The sequence below is a fragment of the Rheinheimera riviphila genome, from assembly GCF_004005945.1.
GTDB lineage: Bacteria > Pseudomonadota > Gammaproteobacteria > Enterobacterales > Alteromonadaceae > Pararheinheimera > Pararheinheimera riviphila.
The window spans coordinates 123,178-140,923 of the sequence record NZ_SACS01000009.1 but is presented as its reverse complement, the minus strand read 5'-3'; the positions used below and the strand labels follow the sequence as shown (position 1 = coordinate 140,923).

Annotated in this window: 17 protein-coding genes; 14 read left to right on the top strand and 3 right to left on the bottom strand. The window is 49.3% G+C overall.

Annotated elements, in window-relative coordinates; genetic code table 11:
- Window positions 1-132: 132 nt before the first annotated feature.
- The 5 genes from ubiG to yfaE all read left to right on the top strand — a co-directional run bounded on the left by ubiG (window position 133) and on the right by yfaE (window position 5,884).
- On the top strand, window positions 133-888 hold the full coding sequence (gene ubiG, locus EOE67_RS10230) for a bifunctional 2-polyprenyl-6-hydroxyphenol methylase/3-demethylubiquinol 3-O-methyltransferase UbiG (protein WP_127698987.1): 756 nt from the start codon (window positions 133-135) through the stop codon (window positions 886-888).
- Window positions 885-1,589, top strand: coding sequence for an HAD family hydrolase (locus EOE67_RS10225; RefSeq protein ID WP_127698986.1), 705 nt, complete (start codon window positions 885-887; stop codon window positions 1,587-1,589). Before ubiG ends, EOE67_RS10225 begins: the two co-directional genes overlap by 4 nt.
- 538 nt (window positions 1,590-2,127) lie before the next feature.
- Window positions 2,128-4,413 carry a class 1a ribonucleoside-diphosphate reductase subunit alpha gene (gene nrdA, locus EOE67_RS10215; protein WP_127698984.1) on the top strand — a complete coding sequence of 762 codons (2,286 nt, stop codon included), beginning with the start codon at window positions 2,128-2,130 and terminating at the stop codon, window positions 4,411-4,413.
- Between the two features lie 82 nt (window positions 4,414-4,495).
- Complete coding sequence (gene nrdB / locus EOE67_RS10210) at window positions 4,496-5,626, top strand: class Ia ribonucleoside-diphosphate reductase subunit beta (protein ID WP_127698983.1); 1,131 nt, start codon at window positions 4,496-4,498, stop codon at window positions 5,624-5,626.
- 3 nt (window positions 5,627-5,629) lie between these two features.
- Window positions 5,630-5,884, top strand: coding sequence for a class I ribonucleotide reductase maintenance protein YfaE (gene yfaE / locus EOE67_RS10205; RefSeq protein ID WP_068065313.1), 255 nt, complete (start codon window positions 5,630-5,632; stop codon window positions 5,882-5,884).
- A 121-nt stretch (window positions 5,885-6,005) separates the two neighbouring features.
- Here the strand turns inward: yfaE and EOE67_RS10200 are convergent, their stop codons facing one another.
- Together EOE67_RS10200 and EOE67_RS10195 are read right to left on the bottom strand one after the other, a co-directional pair.
- Window positions 6,006-6,578 carry a YceI family protein gene (locus EOE67_RS10200; protein WP_127698982.1) on the bottom strand — a complete coding sequence of 191 codons (573 nt, stop codon included), beginning with the start codon at window positions 6,576-6,578 and terminating at the stop codon, window positions 6,006-6,008.
- Window positions 6,575-7,207, bottom strand: a complete 633-nt coding sequence (locus tag EOE67_RS10195) for a cytochrome b (protein WP_240652779.1) — start codon at window positions 7,205-7,207, stop codon at window positions 6,575-6,577. Before EOE67_RS10195 ends, EOE67_RS10200 begins: the two co-directional genes overlap by 4 nt.
- A 333-nt stretch (window positions 7,208-7,540) precedes the next feature.
- On the opposite strand from EOE67_RS10195, the gene EOE67_RS10190 reads away from it, so the two are divergent.
- From EOE67_RS10190 to EOE67_RS10150, 9 genes are all read left to right on the top strand, one after another.
- Window positions 7,541-8,671: a methyl-accepting chemotaxis protein gene (locus EOE67_RS10190; RefSeq protein ID WP_127698981.1), complete on the top strand. Its 1,131-nt coding sequence runs from the start codon at window positions 7,541-7,543 to the stop codon at window positions 8,669-8,671.
- A gap of 12 nt (window positions 8,672-8,683) precedes the next feature.
- Window positions 8,684-9,049, top strand: a complete 366-nt coding sequence (locus EOE67_RS10185; protein WP_068065301.1) for a response regulator — start codon at window positions 8,684-8,686, stop codon at window positions 9,047-9,049.
- Window positions 9,050-9,059: 10 nt separating this feature from the next.
- Window positions 9,060-9,374 (top strand): STAS domain-containing protein, encoded by a 315-nt coding sequence (locus tag EOE67_RS10180; protein ID WP_127698980.1) that lies wholly within the window; start codon window positions 9,060-9,062, stop codon window positions 9,372-9,374.
- Between the two features lies 1 nt (window position 9,375).
- Window positions 9,376-11,475, top strand: coding sequence for a chemotaxis protein CheA (locus EOE67_RS10175; protein ID WP_127698979.1), 2,100 nt, complete (start codon window positions 9,376-9,378; stop codon window positions 11,473-11,475).
- Window positions 11,476-11,655: 180 nt separating this feature from the next.
- Entirely contained in the window at window positions 11,656-12,153 is a 498-nt protein-coding gene (locus EOE67_RS10170; protein ID WP_240652778.1) for a chemotaxis protein CheW, read from the top strand.
- Between the two features lie 61 nt (window positions 12,154-12,214).
- Complete coding sequence (locus tag EOE67_RS10165; RefSeq protein WP_127698977.1) at window positions 12,215-14,017, top strand: methyl-accepting chemotaxis protein; 1,803 nt, start codon at window positions 12,215-12,217, stop codon at window positions 14,015-14,017.
- Window position 14,018: 1 nt separating this feature from the next.
- Window positions 14,019-14,894 carry a CheR family methyltransferase gene (locus EOE67_RS10160; RefSeq protein ID WP_164852283.1) on the top strand — a complete coding sequence of 292 codons (876 nt, stop codon included), beginning with the start codon at window positions 14,019-14,021 and terminating at the stop codon, window positions 14,892-14,894.
- Window positions 14,895-14,904: 10 nt separating this feature from the next.
- Window positions 14,905-15,969, top strand: a complete 1,065-nt coding sequence (locus EOE67_RS10155; RefSeq protein WP_127698975.1) for a protein-glutamate methylesterase/protein-glutamine glutaminase — start codon at window positions 14,905-14,907, stop codon at window positions 15,967-15,969.
- A gap of 11 nt (window positions 15,970-15,980) precedes the next feature.
- Entirely contained in the window at window positions 15,981-17,195 is a 1,215-nt protein-coding gene (locus tag EOE67_RS10150) for an EAL domain-containing response regulator (RefSeq protein WP_127698974.1), read from the top strand.
- On the opposite strand, the gene EOE67_RS10145 is transcribed toward EOE67_RS10150, so the two are convergent.
- Window positions 17,192-17,683 (bottom strand): chemotaxis protein CheD, encoded by a 492-nt coding sequence (locus EOE67_RS10145; protein ID WP_164852282.1) that lies wholly within the window; start codon window positions 17,681-17,683, stop codon window positions 17,192-17,194. The two genes, EOE67_RS10150 and EOE67_RS10145, sit on opposite strands and share 4 nt — an antisense overlap.
- Window positions 17,684-17,746 lie beyond the last annotated feature (63 nt).

The following is a 17,746-nucleotide window of genomic DNA, read 5'->3' as shown; positions in this document are numbered from 1 at the left end:
TCTAACACAATAGTGCCGCCTTGCCATGCCTAAGGCAAGATTCAGTTGTGCTGATGCTGCAGTTCGCAGATTGCGTGTTGGCACTAACCCCTTATAATGACGCGAAAAATGCAACTACAGATGATTTAAAGCATGCCAGAGCACCAATTAGATCAAACTAATGCTGATCAGCAGAAAGTCGATCCACGAAATGTTGATCAAACCGAAATCGCCAAATTTAATGAAATCGCCTCGCGTTGGTGGGATCCGGCCGGTGAATTTAAACCGCTGCATCAATTAAACCCAACCCGCTTGAGTTACATCAGCGATCAGTTGCAAGGTCTGTTTGGCAAAACCGCGGTGGATGTCGGTTGTGGTGGCGGTATTCTGGCCGAATCAATGGCACGGGCTGGTGCCATTGTTACCGGCATTGATATGGCCGATGAAGCGTTAATAGTCGCGCGGCTGCATGCACTGGAAAGCGGCGTGAAACTTGATTATCAGCAATCCACTGCCGAGCTTTTTGCAGCCAATCATCCAAACCAGTTTGATTTGGTAACCTGCATGGAAATGCTCGAGCATGTGCCAGAACCATCTTCAGTCGTTAAGGCTTGTGCTGATTTAGCCAAACCTGGTGCAACCTTAGTCTTTTCGACGCTGAATAAAAACTGGAAGTCGTATTTGATGGCGATTATCGGCGCCGAGCAGGTTTTACGGTTAGTCCCAAAAGGCACCCACGATTTTAATAAGTTTATCCGCCCTTCTTTATTAATGCGCTGGATTGACGATGCTGGCCTGGAGCTAGTAGACGCCACTGGCCTCCATTACAACCCTATCCAACAGAGTTTTCGCACCGGGCCCGGCCTGGATGTGAATTATCTGGTGGTTGCAAGGAAGCCTGTCGTTTGAACAAACTTAATTCAGCCGAAAACACCATCAGTCATCTGCTGCAAAACTGTGGTCAGCCAAAAGCAGTACTCTTTGATCTCGACGGCACCTTGGTCGATACCGCAGACGATTTAGGCGCAGCGCTCAATCATGTGCTGCAAAGTCATGGTTTGCCACTTTGTAGTGCAGAGCAATATCGGCCAATGGCATCACACGGCGCCAAAGGTTTGCTGGAACTCGGTTTTGGCCCCTTACTCGCTAACTACGATTTTGGCCCTTTGCGCCAACAGTTACTGGATTATTACGCTTTACACGTCTGTGTCCACAGCCAGATCTTTCCAGGCGGTACTGAACTGATTGCCCACTTAAATCAGCGCAAAATTCCCTGGGGCATTGTTACCAATAAGCCTTATCGGTTAGCCGCCAGTATGCTGAAACAATTACCGGCACTGCGCCAATGCGCCATTTTATTAGGTGGCGATAGCCTGGCGCAGCGTAAACCCGATCCAACGCCGTTGTTAGTAGCCTGTCATCAGCTGAAAGTTCCGGCTGCACAGTGTTGGTATGTGGGGGACGCTGAGCGTGATATTGCTGCCGGGAATAGAGCCGGGATGACGACGGTATTGGCTGAATTTGGTTATATCGGCGCGTCGGATCAACCAGAATTATGGCAAGCCGAAATCGCAATTCAATCACTGGCAGATTTGATCCCTGCCTTTTAAAGCTGAGCTGAAAGGTTATTTATTTAAGCTGTAGTTGTGACAAAAATGCAGTGAAAACAAGCTATCAAAAAGACCAGTCGCCATAGCAGCTGGTCGCTTTTTAACCGTCCTTCTTAAAAAATAACCGCTTAGATTTATTTCCATTTTTTGGATAAAAACGCTTGCTTCTGACGGGTTGTTTTCAGTTACGCGGCTCTCAAGTGAGCGATTACTAACATAGCGCAATAATGGCTTTTTTTTGCACTTTTTCGGGGGTTGCAATTGCCACTGATCCACTCTATCTTGTGATTCGTTTAACGAAAAACCCCATATCTAGTGCAGCCCGCACATATTGTTCACAATGTGAACGATGTCAATAATAACGGGCGCCGCAGCCTGGTTTGAAGCACCGTCAAGGCTGGTGATGAAGGGTGGTAAAACGAGCAATACAACGAGCATTTAAACAACCGGTTCTATAGCCAGTTACACAACAAAAAATTTGGTGTTGCCACGCAGCAAAAACCATAAATAACAACAATTGAAACGGAATCCTTCAGCAATGAATCAACCACTCTTTGTGACCAAACGTGACGGCGAACGTGAACCTCTTGATCTGGATAAAATCCACCGCGTCATTACCTGGGCCGCTGAAGGTTTACAAAACGTCTCAGTTTCTCAGGTTGAACTGCGCTCACATATCCAGTTTTATGACGGTATAAAAACCGAAGATATTCATGAAACCATTATCAAAGCTGCTGCTGACTTAATTTCCAAAGAAACCCCTGATTATCAATATATGGCAGCCCGTCTTGCCGTATTCCATTTACGCAAAAAAGCCTATGGCCAGTTCGAGCCGCCAAAACTGTATGCCCACGTGGTAAAAATGGTTGAAGACCACCGCTATGACGCGCATATTCTGGCCGACTACAGTGTTGATGAACTGAATGAAATCGACAGTTTTATCGACCACAACCGCGATATGGACTTCAGTTATGCCGCGGTGAAACAGCTTGAAGGCAAGTACCTGGTGCAGAACCGGGTGAGCGGCGAGATCTACGAAAGCGCCCAGTTCCTGTATATTCTGGTCGCCGCTTGTTTGTTTGCGAATTATCCAAAAACCACCCGCTTAACCTATTTACGCCGGTTCTACGATGCGGTATCGTTATTTAAGATTTCACTGCCTACGCCTATTATGTCAGGCGTACGTACCCCAACCCGTCAGTTCAGCTCTTGTGTACTCATTGAATGTGGTGACAGCTTAGATTCGATCAACGCGACCTCCAGCGCCATCGTGAAATACGTGTCACAACGCGCTGGTATTGGTATTAACGCCGGCCGTATTCGTGCACTGGGTAGCCCAATCCGCAATGGCGAAGCTTTCCATACCGGTTGTATTCCGTTTTATAAGCATTTCCAGACCGCAGTGAAAAGCTGCTCACAAGGCGGCGTCCGTGGTGGGGCTGCAACCTTATTCTACCCACTGTGGCATTTGGAAGTTGAATCGTTACTGGTACTGAAGAACAACCGTGGTGTGGAAGAAAACCGCGTCCGCCATTTAGATTACGGTGTGCAATTTAACCGTTTGATGTATACCCGCTTGATTAAAGATGATTTCATCACTTTATTCAGCCCTTCTGATGTGCCTGGTTTGTATGATGCATTTTTCCAGGATCAGGATTTATTTGAACAGCTCTACGTACAGTATGAAGCCGACCCTGCGATCCGTAAAAAACGGATTAAAGCGCTGGAACTGTTCACCTTGTTTATGCAGGAACGCGCCAGCACTGGTCGTATCTACCTGCAAAACGTCGATCACTGCAACACCCACAGCCCGTTTGATCCAGCAGTCGCGCCAGTCCGTCAGAGCAACCTCTGCCTGGAAATCGCCCTGCCGACCAAACCGTTAAACGACGTCAACGATCCAAACGGCGAAATTGCCCTTTGTACCTTATCGGCCTTTAACTTAGGCGCGATTGACAATCTGGATGAGCTGGAAGAATTAGCGGAACTCGCCGTACGGGCACTGGACAGTCTGCTTGGTTACCAGGACTACCCAATCGCAGCAGCGTTTTCAGCCTCGATGGGCCGTCGGACTTTAGGTGTGGGCGTGATTAACTACGCTTATTATCTGGCGAAAAATGGCGTACGTTATTCTGATGGTTCAGCCAATGCCCTGACCCACCGTACTTTTGAAGCCATTCAGTATTATCTGATGAAAGCATCGAACAAGCTGGCGCAGGAATTTGGTGCTTGTCCGTTGTTTAACGAGACCACCTATTCAAAAGGCATCATGCCAATCGACAGCTACAAAAAAGATTTAGATAAAGTCTGTAACGAGCCGCTGCATTACGACTGGGAAACCCTGCGTAAAGATGTGATGACCCATGGTATGCGTAACTCTACCTTGTCGGCGTTAATGCCGTCAGAGACGTCATCGCAAATCTCCAACGCCACCAATGGTATTGAGCCACCACGCGGCCATGTCAGCGTCAAAGCCAGTAAAGACGGTATTCTCAAGCAAGTGGTGCCGGAATATGACCGCTTGAAAAACCAGTACGAGCTGCTGTGGGATATGCCAAATAACGACGGTTATATTGCGCTGGTTGCGATTATGCAGAAGTTTGTTGATCAGACCATTTCGGCCAATACCAACTACGATCCAGCCAAATTCGAAGGTGGTCGGGTGCCGATGAAAATGTTGTTAAAAGACATTCTGACCGCTTACAAACTCGGCGTCAAAACCCTGTATTACCATAACACCCGCGATGGTGCTTCTGATATCCAGGAAGATATGAAACCAGAAGTGGCTGACGAAGGCTGTGAAGGCGGCGCTTGTAAAATCTGATGATGACGGTGCTCTGTTTTTATCAGAGCACCGTACCTTTGTTATCCGTTCGAACTGAATAATTAGAAAGAGATTGCATTCAATGGCGTATACCACTTTTAATCGTACCAATAACGATCAAATGAAAGAGCCGATGTTTTTCGGGAATTCGGTCAATGTTTCCCGTTATGATCAGCAAAAATATGTCATTTTTGAAAAACTCATCGAAAAACAACTGAGCTTTTTCTGGCGACCAGAGGAAGTGGATGTCAGTAAAGATCGGATTGATTTTCAGGGTTTACCAGAGCACGAAAAGCATATCTTTATCAGCAACTTAAAATACCAAACGTTGCTCGATTCAGTCCAAGGCCGTTCACCGAACGTTGCGCTGTTGCCGATAGTCTCTTTGCCGGAACTGGAAACCTGGATTGAAACCTGGGCGTTCAGCGAAACCATTCACAGCCGCAGCTACACCCATATCGTGCGTAATATCAGCAATGAACCACATAAGGTGTTCGACGATATTCTGCTGAACGAAAAAATTGTTGAGCGCGCTGATGACGTTACCCGTTATTACGACGATTTAATCAATTCCGTCAATCTGTATAGCCTGTGCGGTGAAGGTACCCATCTGGTGAATGGCGTCAGCCACACCATCACGCTGCGCGACTTAAAGCGTAAATTGTACCTCTGTCTGATGTCGGTCAACGTGCTGGAAGCCATCCGGTTTTACGTCAGTTTCGCCTGTAGTTTTGCCTTTGCCGAACGCGAACTGATGGAAGGTAATGCCAAAATCATCAAGCTAATTGCCCGCGATGAAGCACTGCATTTAACCGGCACCCAGCATATGCTGAATATTCTGGCCAACGGCGAAGACGATCCGGTGATGGGCGAAATTGCCAAAGAATGTGAGCAAGAAGCTTACGCTATATTCCGTAAAGCCGCTGAGCAGGAAAAAGACTGGGCCGAATTTTTATTTAAAGACGGTTCAATGATCGGTCTGAATAAAGATATTTTGTGCCAATACGTTGAATACATTACCAATATCCGGATGCAAACGCTGGGGATGAAACCTATTTTCAGCACCACGCAAAATCCGATCCCATGGATCAATGCCTGGCTGGTGTCGGACAACGTCCAGGTCGCACCGCAGGAATCGGAAATCAGCTCTTATCTGGTTGGCCAAATTGATAACGAAGTCGACGGTGGCGACTTTGGCGATTTCGACCTGTAACTGATGGTGAAGGTCGGGTTGCCGGATGGCAGCAGCCTGCAGTTTGATGGCAGCTGCCCCACACTGCTCGACGCACTGGAGCAACAAAAACTGGAAGTCAGTTACCACTGCCGCGCTGGTTTTTGTGGCGCTTGCCGCTGCAAGTTAATTTCCGGCGACATCCGATATCTACAAGAGCCGTTAGCCTTTGTGCGTAAAGGCGAGTTTTTACCTTGCTGTAGTGTGCCGGTAGGCGATATCGAAATTGAACTCGTTTGAATTATCGACCATAAAAAATGCCGCAGAAAAGCGGCATTTTTTATTCAGTCATTTTTATACGTTAAAAAAACGTAGGGCGTCACTCACCGCGTTAGCGGTAGTGCGCCATATTCAACAATAATTAATTACGTACACCTTCAACCACTAAGTCTAAATGCACGGTTTCTGATGCTGGGCCAAGAATGTTTTTGATGCCGTAATCAGACAGCTTAATACTGGTTTTACCTTCAAAACCTGCGCGGTAACCGCCCCATGGATCTTTGCCTTCACCGGTTTTAGCAGCGGCGATGGTAATTTCTTTGGTAACGCCGTTTAAGGTGAAATTACCAACCAGATCAAAATTGGCACCGTCTTTTGGCACGACTTTCGAGCTAACAAAACTGGCTTTGCCGTTTTTATCAACGTTTAAAAAATCCGGGCTGCGTAAGTGCTTGTCACGCTCCGCGTGGTTAGAATCAACACTTTTGGTGTCAATATCCAGCTGAATTTTTGAAGCAGCCAGGTTTTTGTCGTCATAGCTGAAAGTGCCGCTAAAAGTATTAAAACGGCCATGCAACCAGCTATACCCTAAGTGGCTGACTTTAAACTGGACAAAGGCGTGTGCGCCCTGGGTGTCGATCACATAATCAGCAGCATGCAGAGCCGGAGCTGCCAACAGCGTGGTGAATAAACTTGCTAATACGAGCTTTTTCATGAATTTTCCTCAGTTGAATTAGTGGAGTCAGTAGAGCGAGTTACATTGTTAGAACCTGTCATATCGTTTGAAACAGGCGCATTGTTAGTTTTGGACCACCACATCCGCTTGAGCGTGGCATCCTTATCAATAAAATGATGCTTCAGTGCGCCCATTGCATGCAGCACCACTAAAGCTATCAATCCATAAGCCAGCCACTGATGCAGTAGCCCGGCTCTGTCCGCTTGCTGGTCGAAGAATTCGCCAAAACCCGGCACCACCAACCAGTTAAACACTTCGATGCCACGATTATCTGCAGTCGAAATCAGATATCCGGTCACCACTATTAAAAACAATAATAAATACAACAGCCGATGGGTAAGTTTCGAAGCCCGTTGCACAGTTTTGCTGTGCGATGCCAATGGTGCTGGTTTGCGTTTTTTAAACAGTACCGCCAGTCGCACCAGCAGTAATACTGCCAACAAAATACCAACACTTTTATGATAATGCGGCGCCGTTTTGTACCAGGCACTGTAATAGGTTAAATCGACCATCCAGAAGCCAACGCCAAACAACCCAAAAATCATTAAAGCCATTAGCCAATGCAATAATTTAGACACTGCAGAATACGAATTTTCAGTTGATTGCATGATTTCTCCTTTATTGAGACACAGCATACCGTCGAAATGATTAAAAGAATATGGCAAAAAAGCCGATTATACATTCGAAAATATAGAACGATTTTGCCAGTTTCAACGGCAAAAGCCACAGTCAAATTGTAAAAATTTAACAAAATCAGCACGCCCAGCCTGATAACAACAGCGCGCTGTAATCGGAAAATCCTGATTATTTTCTGTACTTTACCTTGACTTCAGCCGGGGAGCGGTTATTGCTTATGTGGGAACAAATACAGTTGCTGGCCATCACTCATCAGGTTGTGGCGTCCGGCGACAATTCAGGCGCTTTTTTTTTGAGGAATAGCTATGCCACAAAATCTCCGTCTGCCATTGGCCCTGCTGTTATTCGTGCTGATAGTTGTGATGGCCTGGATCAGCAGCAACGGCTGGTTGAGCGCTTTGACGATGAGCATCGCCGGGCTTGGCATGTTGTTACTATTATGGCCAAAACCCGCAGCTGCGGCGGCTGAGATTGTCCATGAACGCCCTGCCCCCGATCTTCGACCTTTTGCCGGCAACTTTTTACAGCTGATCAGTCAAATCACCCCGTTGTGGTTGAAACAATCGGACATGGTAAAACAACAAACCGAAACGGCGGTGGTGAATTTGTCGCAACGTTTTCAGCAGTTGTTGCAGTTATTATCCGCTGATACCCGCCAAAACAAACCAGGTGATCAAGAACTGATTAGCATGATCAAACAATCGGAAGGTAAATTACTGGCGATGACTGAACGGCTGGTTCACGCCCAGCAAAACCGGATGCGGATGCTGACCGAAATCCAGCAACTGACCAAAGTCACCGAAGCTTTGCAGGGCATGACCTCTGAAGTTGGGGATATTGCCGCCCAGACCAATTTGCTGGCGTTAAATGCGGCTATCGAAGCCGCCAGAGCCGGTGAAAGTGGTCGTGGCTTTGCGGTGGTTGCCACGGAAGTCCGGGCGCTGTCCAATCGCAGCAGCGAAGCTGGACGTCGGATCAAAGAACGGGTGGCCGATGTCACGCAGGCGCTGACCAAAGTGGTGCAGGATAGTGAAGGCCAGGTTGAACATGAACAACAAATCATCGCCCAGACTGAACAAACGATCCACGGCGTGATGGCCGATTATGAAAGCGCAGTGCAGGTGATCACCCATACCAACAGCCAATTGACCGAGCATTTTGGTTACGTGCAGCAACAACTGTCGGAGGTGATCGTCAATCTGCAGTTTCAGGATCGCGCCAGTCAGATCACCAGCCATATCATCGCCGATATGCAAAAACTGGTTCACACCACTGCCGATGTTCAGCAACAACTCGCCGCTGACCAAATTCCACAACCGATCTCAGTGCCACAGTGGCTGAAACAACTGGAGAGTACTTACACCACACTGGAGCAGGTCAGAGTGCATTCTGGCCGTGAAACCAGCAGTTCCGATGATGACGTGACTTTTTTCTGAAGGAAGTAGCCAATGAAAACAATTCTGATTGTCGACGACTCCATTAGTATTCGCCAGGTCGTGGGCATGACATTAAAGGCCAATGGTTTTACGGTGATTGAAGCCTGTGATGGCAAGGATGCGCTAACAAAACTGACCGGCCAAAAAGTAAATCTGATTATTTCCGATGTCAATATGCCGAATATGGATGGCATTACCATGCTCAAGGCAGTTAAAGCCATGCCCGCTTATCGGTTTACACCAGTGATTATGCTGACCACTGAAGGCTCAGATCAAATGAAAGAAGAAGGCAAAGCCGCCGGTGCTAAAGCCTGGGTGGTCAAGCCATTTAAACCAGAGCAAATGCTGGCCGCGGTCAATAAATTGATCCTGCCCTGAGGAGGTTGAAATGCCGTTGACTATGACGCAAAAAGCCGACTTCGTCATCGCCGAGTTTGACACCGAACTGACCATTTTTAATGTGCGGGAAGCGCATAGCATCCTGCAGGCTGGTTTGGCTAAAGCACCAGACCGGTTGATCCTGGATGTCACTGCTTTGCAGGACCTGGATTCAGCCGGTTTACAACTGTTGTTATGGACGCTGGCGCAAGTCCGCGCACCAGCGCAGGCGGTTATTTCGGCTGGCGATAATCCGCAGTTTAGCCGGGTAAGCGACCTGTACGCCGTGCAGTGGCCGACCCATTTTACTTCGCAGGATGACTGACATGGACATGACGCAGGCCCGCAGTTTGTTTATCGACGAAGCGAATAGCCTTCTGGCCGATATGGAGCGTTTTCTGCTGGAAATTGAAGCCGGTGATGCCACATCAGCCCAGCATATTGATGCTATTTTCCGCGCAGCACATACCATTAAAGGCTCTGCCGGTCTGTTTGGCTTTGACCATATTGTCGCTTTTACCCATAACGTCGAAAGTGTGCTGGACAAAGTGCGCTCCGGTCAGCTCGCGCTGGATGGTGACTTGATCAACCTGATGCTGCAATGCCAGGATCACACCGCCAGTTTAATCCGTCAGTTGGAAGATGAAAGTAGCGGTATTGATTTAGTCACCGGCACCGCCTTAATCAAGCAGTTACATCTTTATCTCGACCCCGCCCCAGTGGTTGCCGCCGCACCAACGGCGGTGTTAACCGATACCGAACACTGGCAACTGGACGTGCATTATGGCGAAGATGTGTTTCGCGATGGCATGGACCCCTTGTCGCAATTGCATTATTTGCAAAGTCTTGGTGAATTACAGCAGGTTCGGTTGCTGCCACACTGGCCAGCGCCTGCGGCTTTTGATCCAGAATCCTGCTATTTGCAGCTAAAATTTGAACTTGCCAGTACCGCCAGCAAACAACAAATTGCCGATGTGTTTGAGTTTGTGCAGGACAGCAGCAAGGTTCAGATATCACCGCCGCAACAGGTCAAGGCCAGCCTTGCAGCATTGCCAACGGTTGATGAAAAACTTGGCACTTTACTGGTGAATGCCGGGGCTGTGACGGAGCGCGAGCTGCAAAGTGCTCTTAGCTCACAAAAAGAGCATGACAATAACCAGGCTTTAGGTCAGGTGCTGGTTGATCAAGGTGCTGTCAGTTCGGAGATGGTGGCCGTCGCTCTGGATAAGCAAAAAGCCACTGAGCATAAAAGACCGGCTGACTTTCAGTTTCTCAAAGTTGAAGCGCGCAAACTCGACGAACTGATTAATCTGGTCGGCGAGCTGGTCACTGCCGGTGCTGGCATTGACGTGCTGGTACAGGAAATTGCCAACGAAAAACTCAAAGAATCGTTTAGTGTGTTGACCGGTTTGCTGGAGCAAATTCGCGATGGCGCGCTGGGTTTACGCATGGTACAGGTGGGCGAATCGTTCAGCAGATTGCGCCGTATTGTCCGTGATGTTTCAAAGGAGCTGGGCAAAGATATCGAGTTGACGGTAGAAGGCGCCGATACCGAGCTTGATAAAAGCATGGTCGAGAAATTATCCGATCCGTTGATGCATATCGTTCGCAACGCCTTAGACCATGGCATCGAGAGTAAAGAGCTGCGGCTTTACAAAGGCAAACCGGCACAAGGCCAGCTGAAATTGAGCGCTTGTCACGAAGCTGGCTCGGTGGTGATTGAAATTGCTGATGACGGTGCCGGGCTGAATATCGAACGTATTCGCGCCAAGGCGATCGAGAAAAACATCATCAGCGCCGATCAGGAACTGGCCGAAGAAGATATTTATAAACTGATTTTTGCCCCCGGATTTTCTACCGCAGCAGCGGTGACCAATCTATCCGGCCGCGGTGTCGGCATGGATGTGGTGAAACGGAATATTGAAGAGCTGCGCGGCCAAATCCAAATCAGCTCGGTGCCGGATCAGGGCACGGTGTTTCGCATCCGCTTACCGCTGACGCTGGCCATCATCGACGGCTTTTTGGTCAGCGTTGCCGGTACCCATCTGGTGCTGCCGCTGAATATGGTACAGGAATGTATTGAGTTTCAAATGTCGCAACAGGACAACGAACGCAACTACCTTGATTTACGGGGCGAAGTGCTGCCGTTTATCCGGCTGCGTCAACTGTTCGAATTGGCGGGGCCACCACAAAACCGGGAAAATATTGTGGTGGTGCAATACGGCAAACATCGCGCTGGACTGGTGGTTGACCATCTGCACGGCGAACTGCAGGCGGTGATTAAACCCCTGAATACGTTGTTCCGATCGTTACGCGGTATTGGTGGCTATACCATTCTGGGCTCGGGCAATGTCGGGTTGATCCTGGATATTCCGCAGCTGGTACAGTTTGCCACCACCCTTGAAAACCAGAGTTTTGTCCATTAATCGCTAAATCACAATTTGCCAGCATATACCCAAAATCATTGAAGATTCGGGTAGGCGACGAGTGAGTGAGACTGGAGCGCCAGCCCGGCCCGGAGCATAGTTGTCCTATGTGACTGGGGCGAATGAGTGAAGTCAACAACCCCGAATCTGCAATGATGAAGGGTATAGAAGGAGCCTATCGTGGACGAGCAATTTAACAAAGACCCGTTGAGCCATCAGCATTTTCTGACTTTTTTACTCAGAGACGAATGTTTTGGCATCAGTATCAGCTCAGTCAAAGAAATCATTGAATATGACAATGTCACCCCTATTCCGCTGATGCCCGATTTTGTCAAAGGCGTGCTGAATCTGCGTGGTGACGTGGTACCGGTAATTGATTTGTCGATCCGTTTTAACAAATCAGCGACTGAAATCAGTAAAAGAACCTGTATTGTCATTTTGGAAATTTTGTTTGAAGAGCAGATTGTCACTATTGGTGCCGTGGTCGACAGTGTCAGCGAAGTGATTGAAATTAATATGGATAATATTGAGCCGGCCCCGACTTTTGGCGCCAGGATCCGGGCACAGTTTATTTTAGGTGTGGCGAACGTGGGTGAGCAATTTGTCATTCTGCTTCGCGGCGAACGGGTACTTTCGCTGGATGAAATGGCCGCAATTATCGAAAAAGTAGCTGATTAAAAAAGTAGCTGACGAAGCACTGTTGTTCGCCAAGCGAATTGTTCACCACGCGGAGAGTTCAATGCTGGAAAAGATGAAAGTTTCGACCCGACAGGCGCTGATGGCGGGTTCACTTATTCTGTTGTTGCTGTTAACTGCAGGCTTGGGCTTACGCGGAATTTGGCTGGAACATCGGACTATCACCAGCTTGTATGATGACCGGATTGTGCCGCTGCGTGATTTATCGCGCATAACCGATAGCTTCGCCGTGTTGCTGGTGGAATCACCGCAGAAGGTTTATCGCCAGGAACTGACGACGGACAACGCACTACAACAGGTGGATCAGCTCCTGCAACAGAACGACCAACTATGGCAGCAGTACCTGAAAACCTTGCTCACCGCCGAAGAAAGTCAGCTGATCCAACAAGTTAAACCGCCCCTCGCCGCTGCGATGACCCAACTTGAGCAACTGAAAAGCTTGTACAGCGCTTATCAGCCGGAGCCGATGCTCGGTTATATGCAAAAAAATATGTACCCGGTATTCCAACCACTGGCCAATGCGCTCAATGATCTGCGGGAATTACAGGCACGGGAAGCAGAGCAGATGTATTTGGCTTCTGGCGAGCGCTACCAGCAAAACCTGCTACTGACGTTGCTGGTGACGGGCGTGAGTCTGTTGCTGGCGTTACTGCTGAGTGTGCTGATTAGCCGCAGCCTTACCCGGCAGCTCGGTGGTGAATTGCAACTGGCATCCGATATTATTCAACAGGTTGCTGCCGGTGATTTAACGGTCAGAGTGCCGATCCAACCGGATGATGAGCACAGTATGCTGAGCCAAATCAAACGGATGGTTGAAAACCTGGCGCGGATCATTCAGGAAGTGCGTACCTCGGCCGGCACTTTATCCGCAGCTTCTTTGCAAATGAGTGGCACCGCGCAGGGGCTGAGTCAATCATCCACCGAGCAGGCCAGCAGCGTGGAACAAACCAGTGCCGCGATGGAGCAGATGTCGGCCTCAGTGCAACAAAATAATGAGAACTCCACCACCACCGAACGGATTGCCAGGGAAAGTGCCGCCCATGCGACTACCGGCGGGGCCGCAGTGCGCGATACCGTGGCGGCGATGCACCAAATTGCGCAAAAAGTGTCGATTATTGATGATATTGCCTATCAGACCAACTTACTGGCGCTCAATGCCGCCATTGAAGCAGGACGCGCCGGTGAGCATGGCTTAGGCTTCGCGGTGGTGGCTGCTGAAGTCCGTAAACTGGCGGCACGCAGTCAGACGGCGGCGAAAGAAATTGGCGAAGTGGCGACCGGCTCGGTGGCACTCGCCGAACAAGCCGGCCACCTGCTGCACCAAATGTTGCCTTCGATTGAAAAAACTGCCGAATTAGTGCAGCAGATCGCCGCTGCCAGCGACGAGCAAAATCAAGGCGCGCAGCAAATTAATGGCGCTATTGCCCAAATCACCCAGACCACTCAGCAAAATGCCGCAGCGTCGGAAGAATTGTCAGCAACCTCGGAAGAGCTGACCGGTCAGGCGCAGCAGCTGATTGAATTAATGTCGTTTTTCCAATTGCCGTTGCTGGTCAATGACCACACAGTTGCCAAAACCCAACTACGACCCGCTTTTGCAGCGATGAAGCCTAAAGCGGCACCGCAGACTTCAGTGACCGCGCGGGCTGGTACATCGGGCGCATTCAAGCCGACGGGCAGCAGCACGCCTGCAAAATCCAGCAGCACCACAAACACCACTCGCAAAGCGGCAAAACCATCGCTACCGCCGTCGGTCGGTAACTCAAAAGCACTGCCGCCAGCCAAAACCCTGCCTAAAACCAAAGCGGGCAGTCATGACGATGATTTTGAATATGAGAAGTTCTGAAATGAGAAGTTTAGAAACGCGGAGTTCAGAAACCGTCAGCAACAGTCAGTTGCACAGTTTATCCAAAGCCGAATTCGGCCAGTTCCGCGATTGGTTGTACCAACAGGCCGGGATCCATCTGGCCGATGTTAAATGCAGCATGGTCAGTGGCCGGCTGCAAAAACGCTTGCATGCGTTACAGTTACCCGGCTTTGCCGCTTATCTTGATTATTTAAAAGTCCCGGCGCATCAGCAGGAACGGCAGACCGCACTGAATTTACTGACCACCAACGAGACCTATTTTTTTCGCGAAGATAAACATTTTCAGTTTTTGCAAAAATTGCTGGCGGCACAACCACAGCAGCAAAACTGGCAAATCTGGAGCGCTGCTGCTTCATCCGGACAGGAAGCCTACTCTATCGCCATGACGCTGGCACAGCAGCTTGGTTTGAATAGTCGCTGGCAAGTCAGCGCCACCGATATCAACACCACGGTGCTGGAAAAAGCACAACGGGCAATTTATTCGATGGACGAAGCGGTAAAAATTCCGGAAACAATGCTCAAAGCCTATTGTGAAAAAGGCGTCGGCAAGGATGCCGGTTGGTTTCGCATCGGCCAGCATATTCGCCAGCATGTCAGTTTCAGCATTACCAATTTATTTAAACCCGATAAACAATTGCCGGTGTTTGATCTGATTTTTCTGCGCAACGTGCTGATTTATTTCGAAGCTGAAGATAAAAAGCTTATCGTCAATAATGTGTTACGACAGCTAAAACCCGGTGGCTGTTTACTGGTCGGGCATTCTGAAAGTATCCATGGTTATCATCCGGCTTTAGTACAACTGCAACCAAGCTGTTATCGCTATAGTCCGGAAAGTAGCGGTTATGTCACGATCTGAAGGAGGCTGAATGTCAGTACCACGACGGATAAAGGTGTTGATCGTCGATGATTCGGCGTTGGTCCGGCAAGTGCTGGCACAACTGCTGGATGGATTTTCTGATATTGAAGTGATGGCGACGGCGCCGGATCCGATTTTTGCCATGGCCAAAATGAATAAAGAATGGCCGGATGTGATCACGCTTGATGTAGAAATGCCGCGGATGGATGGCATTACCTTTTTAAAACAGATCATGTCGACCCGCCCGACCCCGGTGCTGATTTGCTCATCGCTGACCGAAAAAGGCGCAGCAACCACCATGCAGGCGATGCAGGCGGGCGCTGCCGGCATCTTCACTAAACCGCAGCTTGGCGTAAAAGAATTTCTGACCAGCAATAAACAACAGTTCGCCGACGCTATTCGTGAAGCGGCCAAAACCAATACCAAAAACCTGATCCCACGCGCCTTATTGCCGCCAGCCCCCGTCATGATCCCACAAGAAGCAGAGCCGGCTGCGATGGCCAAGACCACTGAACGGGTGATTGCGATTGGCACCTCAACCGGCGGCACTATTGCACTGGAATATCTACTGTCGCAATTAACCACGGTCTGTGAGGGCATCGTGATAGTGCAACATATGCCGGAGAAATTTACCGCCGCCTTCGCCGCCCGTCTAAACTCTATTTGTAGTATCGAAGTTCGGGAGGCGCGCCACGGCGACCGGGTCCGCCCAGGGCTGGCGTTGATAGCTCCTGGCGGCCAACATCTGTCAATTGGCCGCAACGGTGCCTATTATCAGGCACTGGTCAAACCCGGCCCAGCCGTGAACCGGCATTGCCCGTCAGTCGACGTGTTATTTCGCAGTGTCGCCAAAGTCGCTGGCGTCAATGCCATTGGCATTATTATGACCGGTATGGGCGATGATGGCGCCCGCGGGTTATTGGAAATGCGCGAAGCTGGCGCCAGAACTTTTGCCCAGGACGAAGACAGCTGTGTAGTGTTTGGCATGCCCAAAGAGGCGATTAAGCGCAATGCCGTCGACTACATCGTCGGACTCGACCGGATCCCCGGTATCATGATGAAGTACAGTCAGTAAAAGGGAACTACATGGATAGTCTAAACGTATTGATTGTGGATGACAGCGCCGTACAACGGGAGTACCTGCTGCAGCTTTGTCGCGATGCGGGGATGCGTCAATTTTATGTGGCTGAAAATGGCGAAATCGCGTTGCCAATTCTGGCGCAGCACCCTATTGATTTACTGATTTGTGATCTCGAAATGCCGGATTTGGATGGCATCGAACTACTGCACCGGATCGCTCAAATGCATTCAGCGGTGAAAGTCATTATCGTCAGCGGCCGCGAACTCAATCTGATTAGTTCCGTAGAACTGATGGCAAAATCAGACGGTTTAAATGTGGTCGGCAGTATGCAAAAACCGGTGGAGGCTTCGTTATTTCGCGATTTGGTGGCGCAGCTCAGTCAGCAGGCCGTGCAAAAATCGGTTGCCAAAACCAGGATCGAATCACCACCGCTGGAATTTAGCGAGCTGCACGAAGCGCTGCTACAGCACCGGTTTATTCTGCACTATCAGCCAAAAGTCGATCGCAGCACCGGTACTCTGGCAGGTGTTGAAGCCTTAGTGCGATTGCAGCATCCAACCCGGGGTTTGGTTTATCCCGGTGATTTTATTGCGGTTTGCGAGCGTTATCAGCTGATTGATGCGCTAAGTTACGAAGTGTTATTACAGGCGATTGCGCAACTTGAGCAATGGAAAAAACAAGGTTTTTCCAGCACCATTTCAGTGAATTTGTCAGCCACATCCTTTGAAAATAATTCCTTTATGTTGCAGGTGAATAAGCTACTGGCGCAGTCGCCCATTCTGCCAACTGATTTAATTTTCGAAGTGACTGAAACTGCGGTTATTCACAATATGGGGCAGGCATTGGCTTTCCTGAGTCGACTAAGGTTATCTGGCTTTGGCTTGTCGATTGATGATTACGGCACCGGTTATTCATCAGTGAAACAACTGTCACAAATTCCGTTTACTGAATTAAAAATTGACCGCAGCCTGGTGGATGGCATTGCCAACCGCCCCCATCTGCAGGTCATTTTCGAAAGCACCGTGTTGATGTGCAACAAACTGGGTATTCATGTGGTGGCTGAAGGCGTCGAAAATGCCGCCGACTGGCAATACCTGGCACGGTTTAACGGATTGATGGTACAGGGTTATTATGTGGCCAAGCCGATGAACAGCGCTGATTTGATCTGCTGGGTGCTGGAAGGATGTCAACCGATTGGATTGGTGCAACGGGCGAGTTAACCGTTTTTCACTTGTTTTAACCAGACCTGACCGCTCCAGACTTCAAAAATCAGGTTACGGTGCTGAAAACCACCGACATGCTCTGCAACGCAATTTAGGCCATGATGCACAATAAGTTGTCTTGCTGCAGCGATATTCTGCTGGCCAATCTGCCGCGTTTGCGCAATTTTTCCGCTGAACATACAGGCACCGCCAAAAATTTTCACTTGCAGCTGATTCTTTTTTAAACCAAGTTTCTCCAGATCATTGAGCATGGCGGACAATCCGCTGTCTGCATAACGGCCTGGCGCTAGCTCCGTTGCCGCCGCTGAGGCTGCCGGCAACAAAAAATGCGTCATACCACCGATTTTTTCTCCGGCATGCCAACAGGTAAAAGAAACACAGGATCCCAACAAGGTGCGGATCCGGCAATCCCGATCTGCAATCAACCATTCGCCGGGTTGCAAAAACATATCGATGACATGAGGCGGAGCAACAGGCCTGACCATGGGGTTCCTGCACAGGAAAGTCAGCCCAAAAAACAATGGCCAACTTCCCCGCATGATTGTTTA

Coding starts and splice junctions, on each gene's coding strand:
- ubiG (WP_127698987.1), top strand. CDS start 133: ATGCCAGAGCACCAATTAGATCAAACTAATGCTGATCAGCAGAAAGTC.
- nrdA (WP_127698984.1), top strand. CDS start 2,128: ATGAATCAACCACTCTTTGTGACCAAACGTGACGGCGAACGTGAACCT.
- nrdB (WP_127698983.1), top strand. CDS start 4,496: ATGGCGTATACCACTTTTAATCGTACCAATAACGATCAAATGAAAGAG.
- yfaE (WP_068065313.1), top strand. CDS start 5,630: ATGGTGAAGGTCGGGTTGCCGGATGGCAGCAGCCTGCAGTTTGATGGC.
- EOE67_RS10200 (WP_127698982.1), bottom strand. CDS start 6,578: ATGAAAAAGCTCGTATTAGCAAGTTTATTCACCACGCTGTTGGCAGCT.
- EOE67_RS10195 (WP_240652779.1), bottom strand. CDS start 7,207: ATGCAATCAACTGAAAATTCGTATTCTGCAGTGTCTAAATTATTGCAT.
- EOE67_RS10190 (WP_127698981.1), top strand. CDS start 7,541: ATGCCACAAAATCTCCGTCTGCCATTGGCCCTGCTGTTATTCGTGCTG.
- EOE67_RS10185 (WP_068065301.1), top strand. CDS start 8,684: ATGAAAACAATTCTGATTGTCGACGACTCCATTAGTATTCGCCAGGTC.
- EOE67_RS10180 (WP_127698980.1), top strand. CDS start 9,060: ATGCCGTTGACTATGACGCAAAAAGCCGACTTCGTCATCGCCGAGTTT.
- EOE67_RS10175 (WP_127698979.1), top strand. CDS start 9,376: ATGGACATGACGCAGGCCCGCAGTTTGTTTATCGACGAAGCGAATAGC.
- EOE67_RS10165 (WP_127698977.1), top strand. CDS start 12,215: ATGCTGGAAAAGATGAAAGTTTCGACCCGACAGGCGCTGATGGCGGGT.
- EOE67_RS10160 (WP_164852283.1), top strand. CDS start 14,019: ATGAGAAGTTTAGAAACGCGGAGTTCAGAAACCGTCAGCAACAGTCAG.
- EOE67_RS10155 (WP_127698975.1), top strand. CDS start 14,905: ATGTCAGTACCACGACGGATAAAGGTGTTGATCGTCGATGATTCGGCG.
- EOE67_RS10150 (WP_127698974.1), top strand. CDS start 15,981: ATGGATAGTCTAAACGTATTGATTGTGGATGACAGCGCCGTACAACGG.
- EOE67_RS10145 (WP_164852282.1), bottom strand. CDS start 17,683: ATGGTCAGGCCTGTTGCTCCGCCTCATGTCATCGATATGTTTTTGCAA.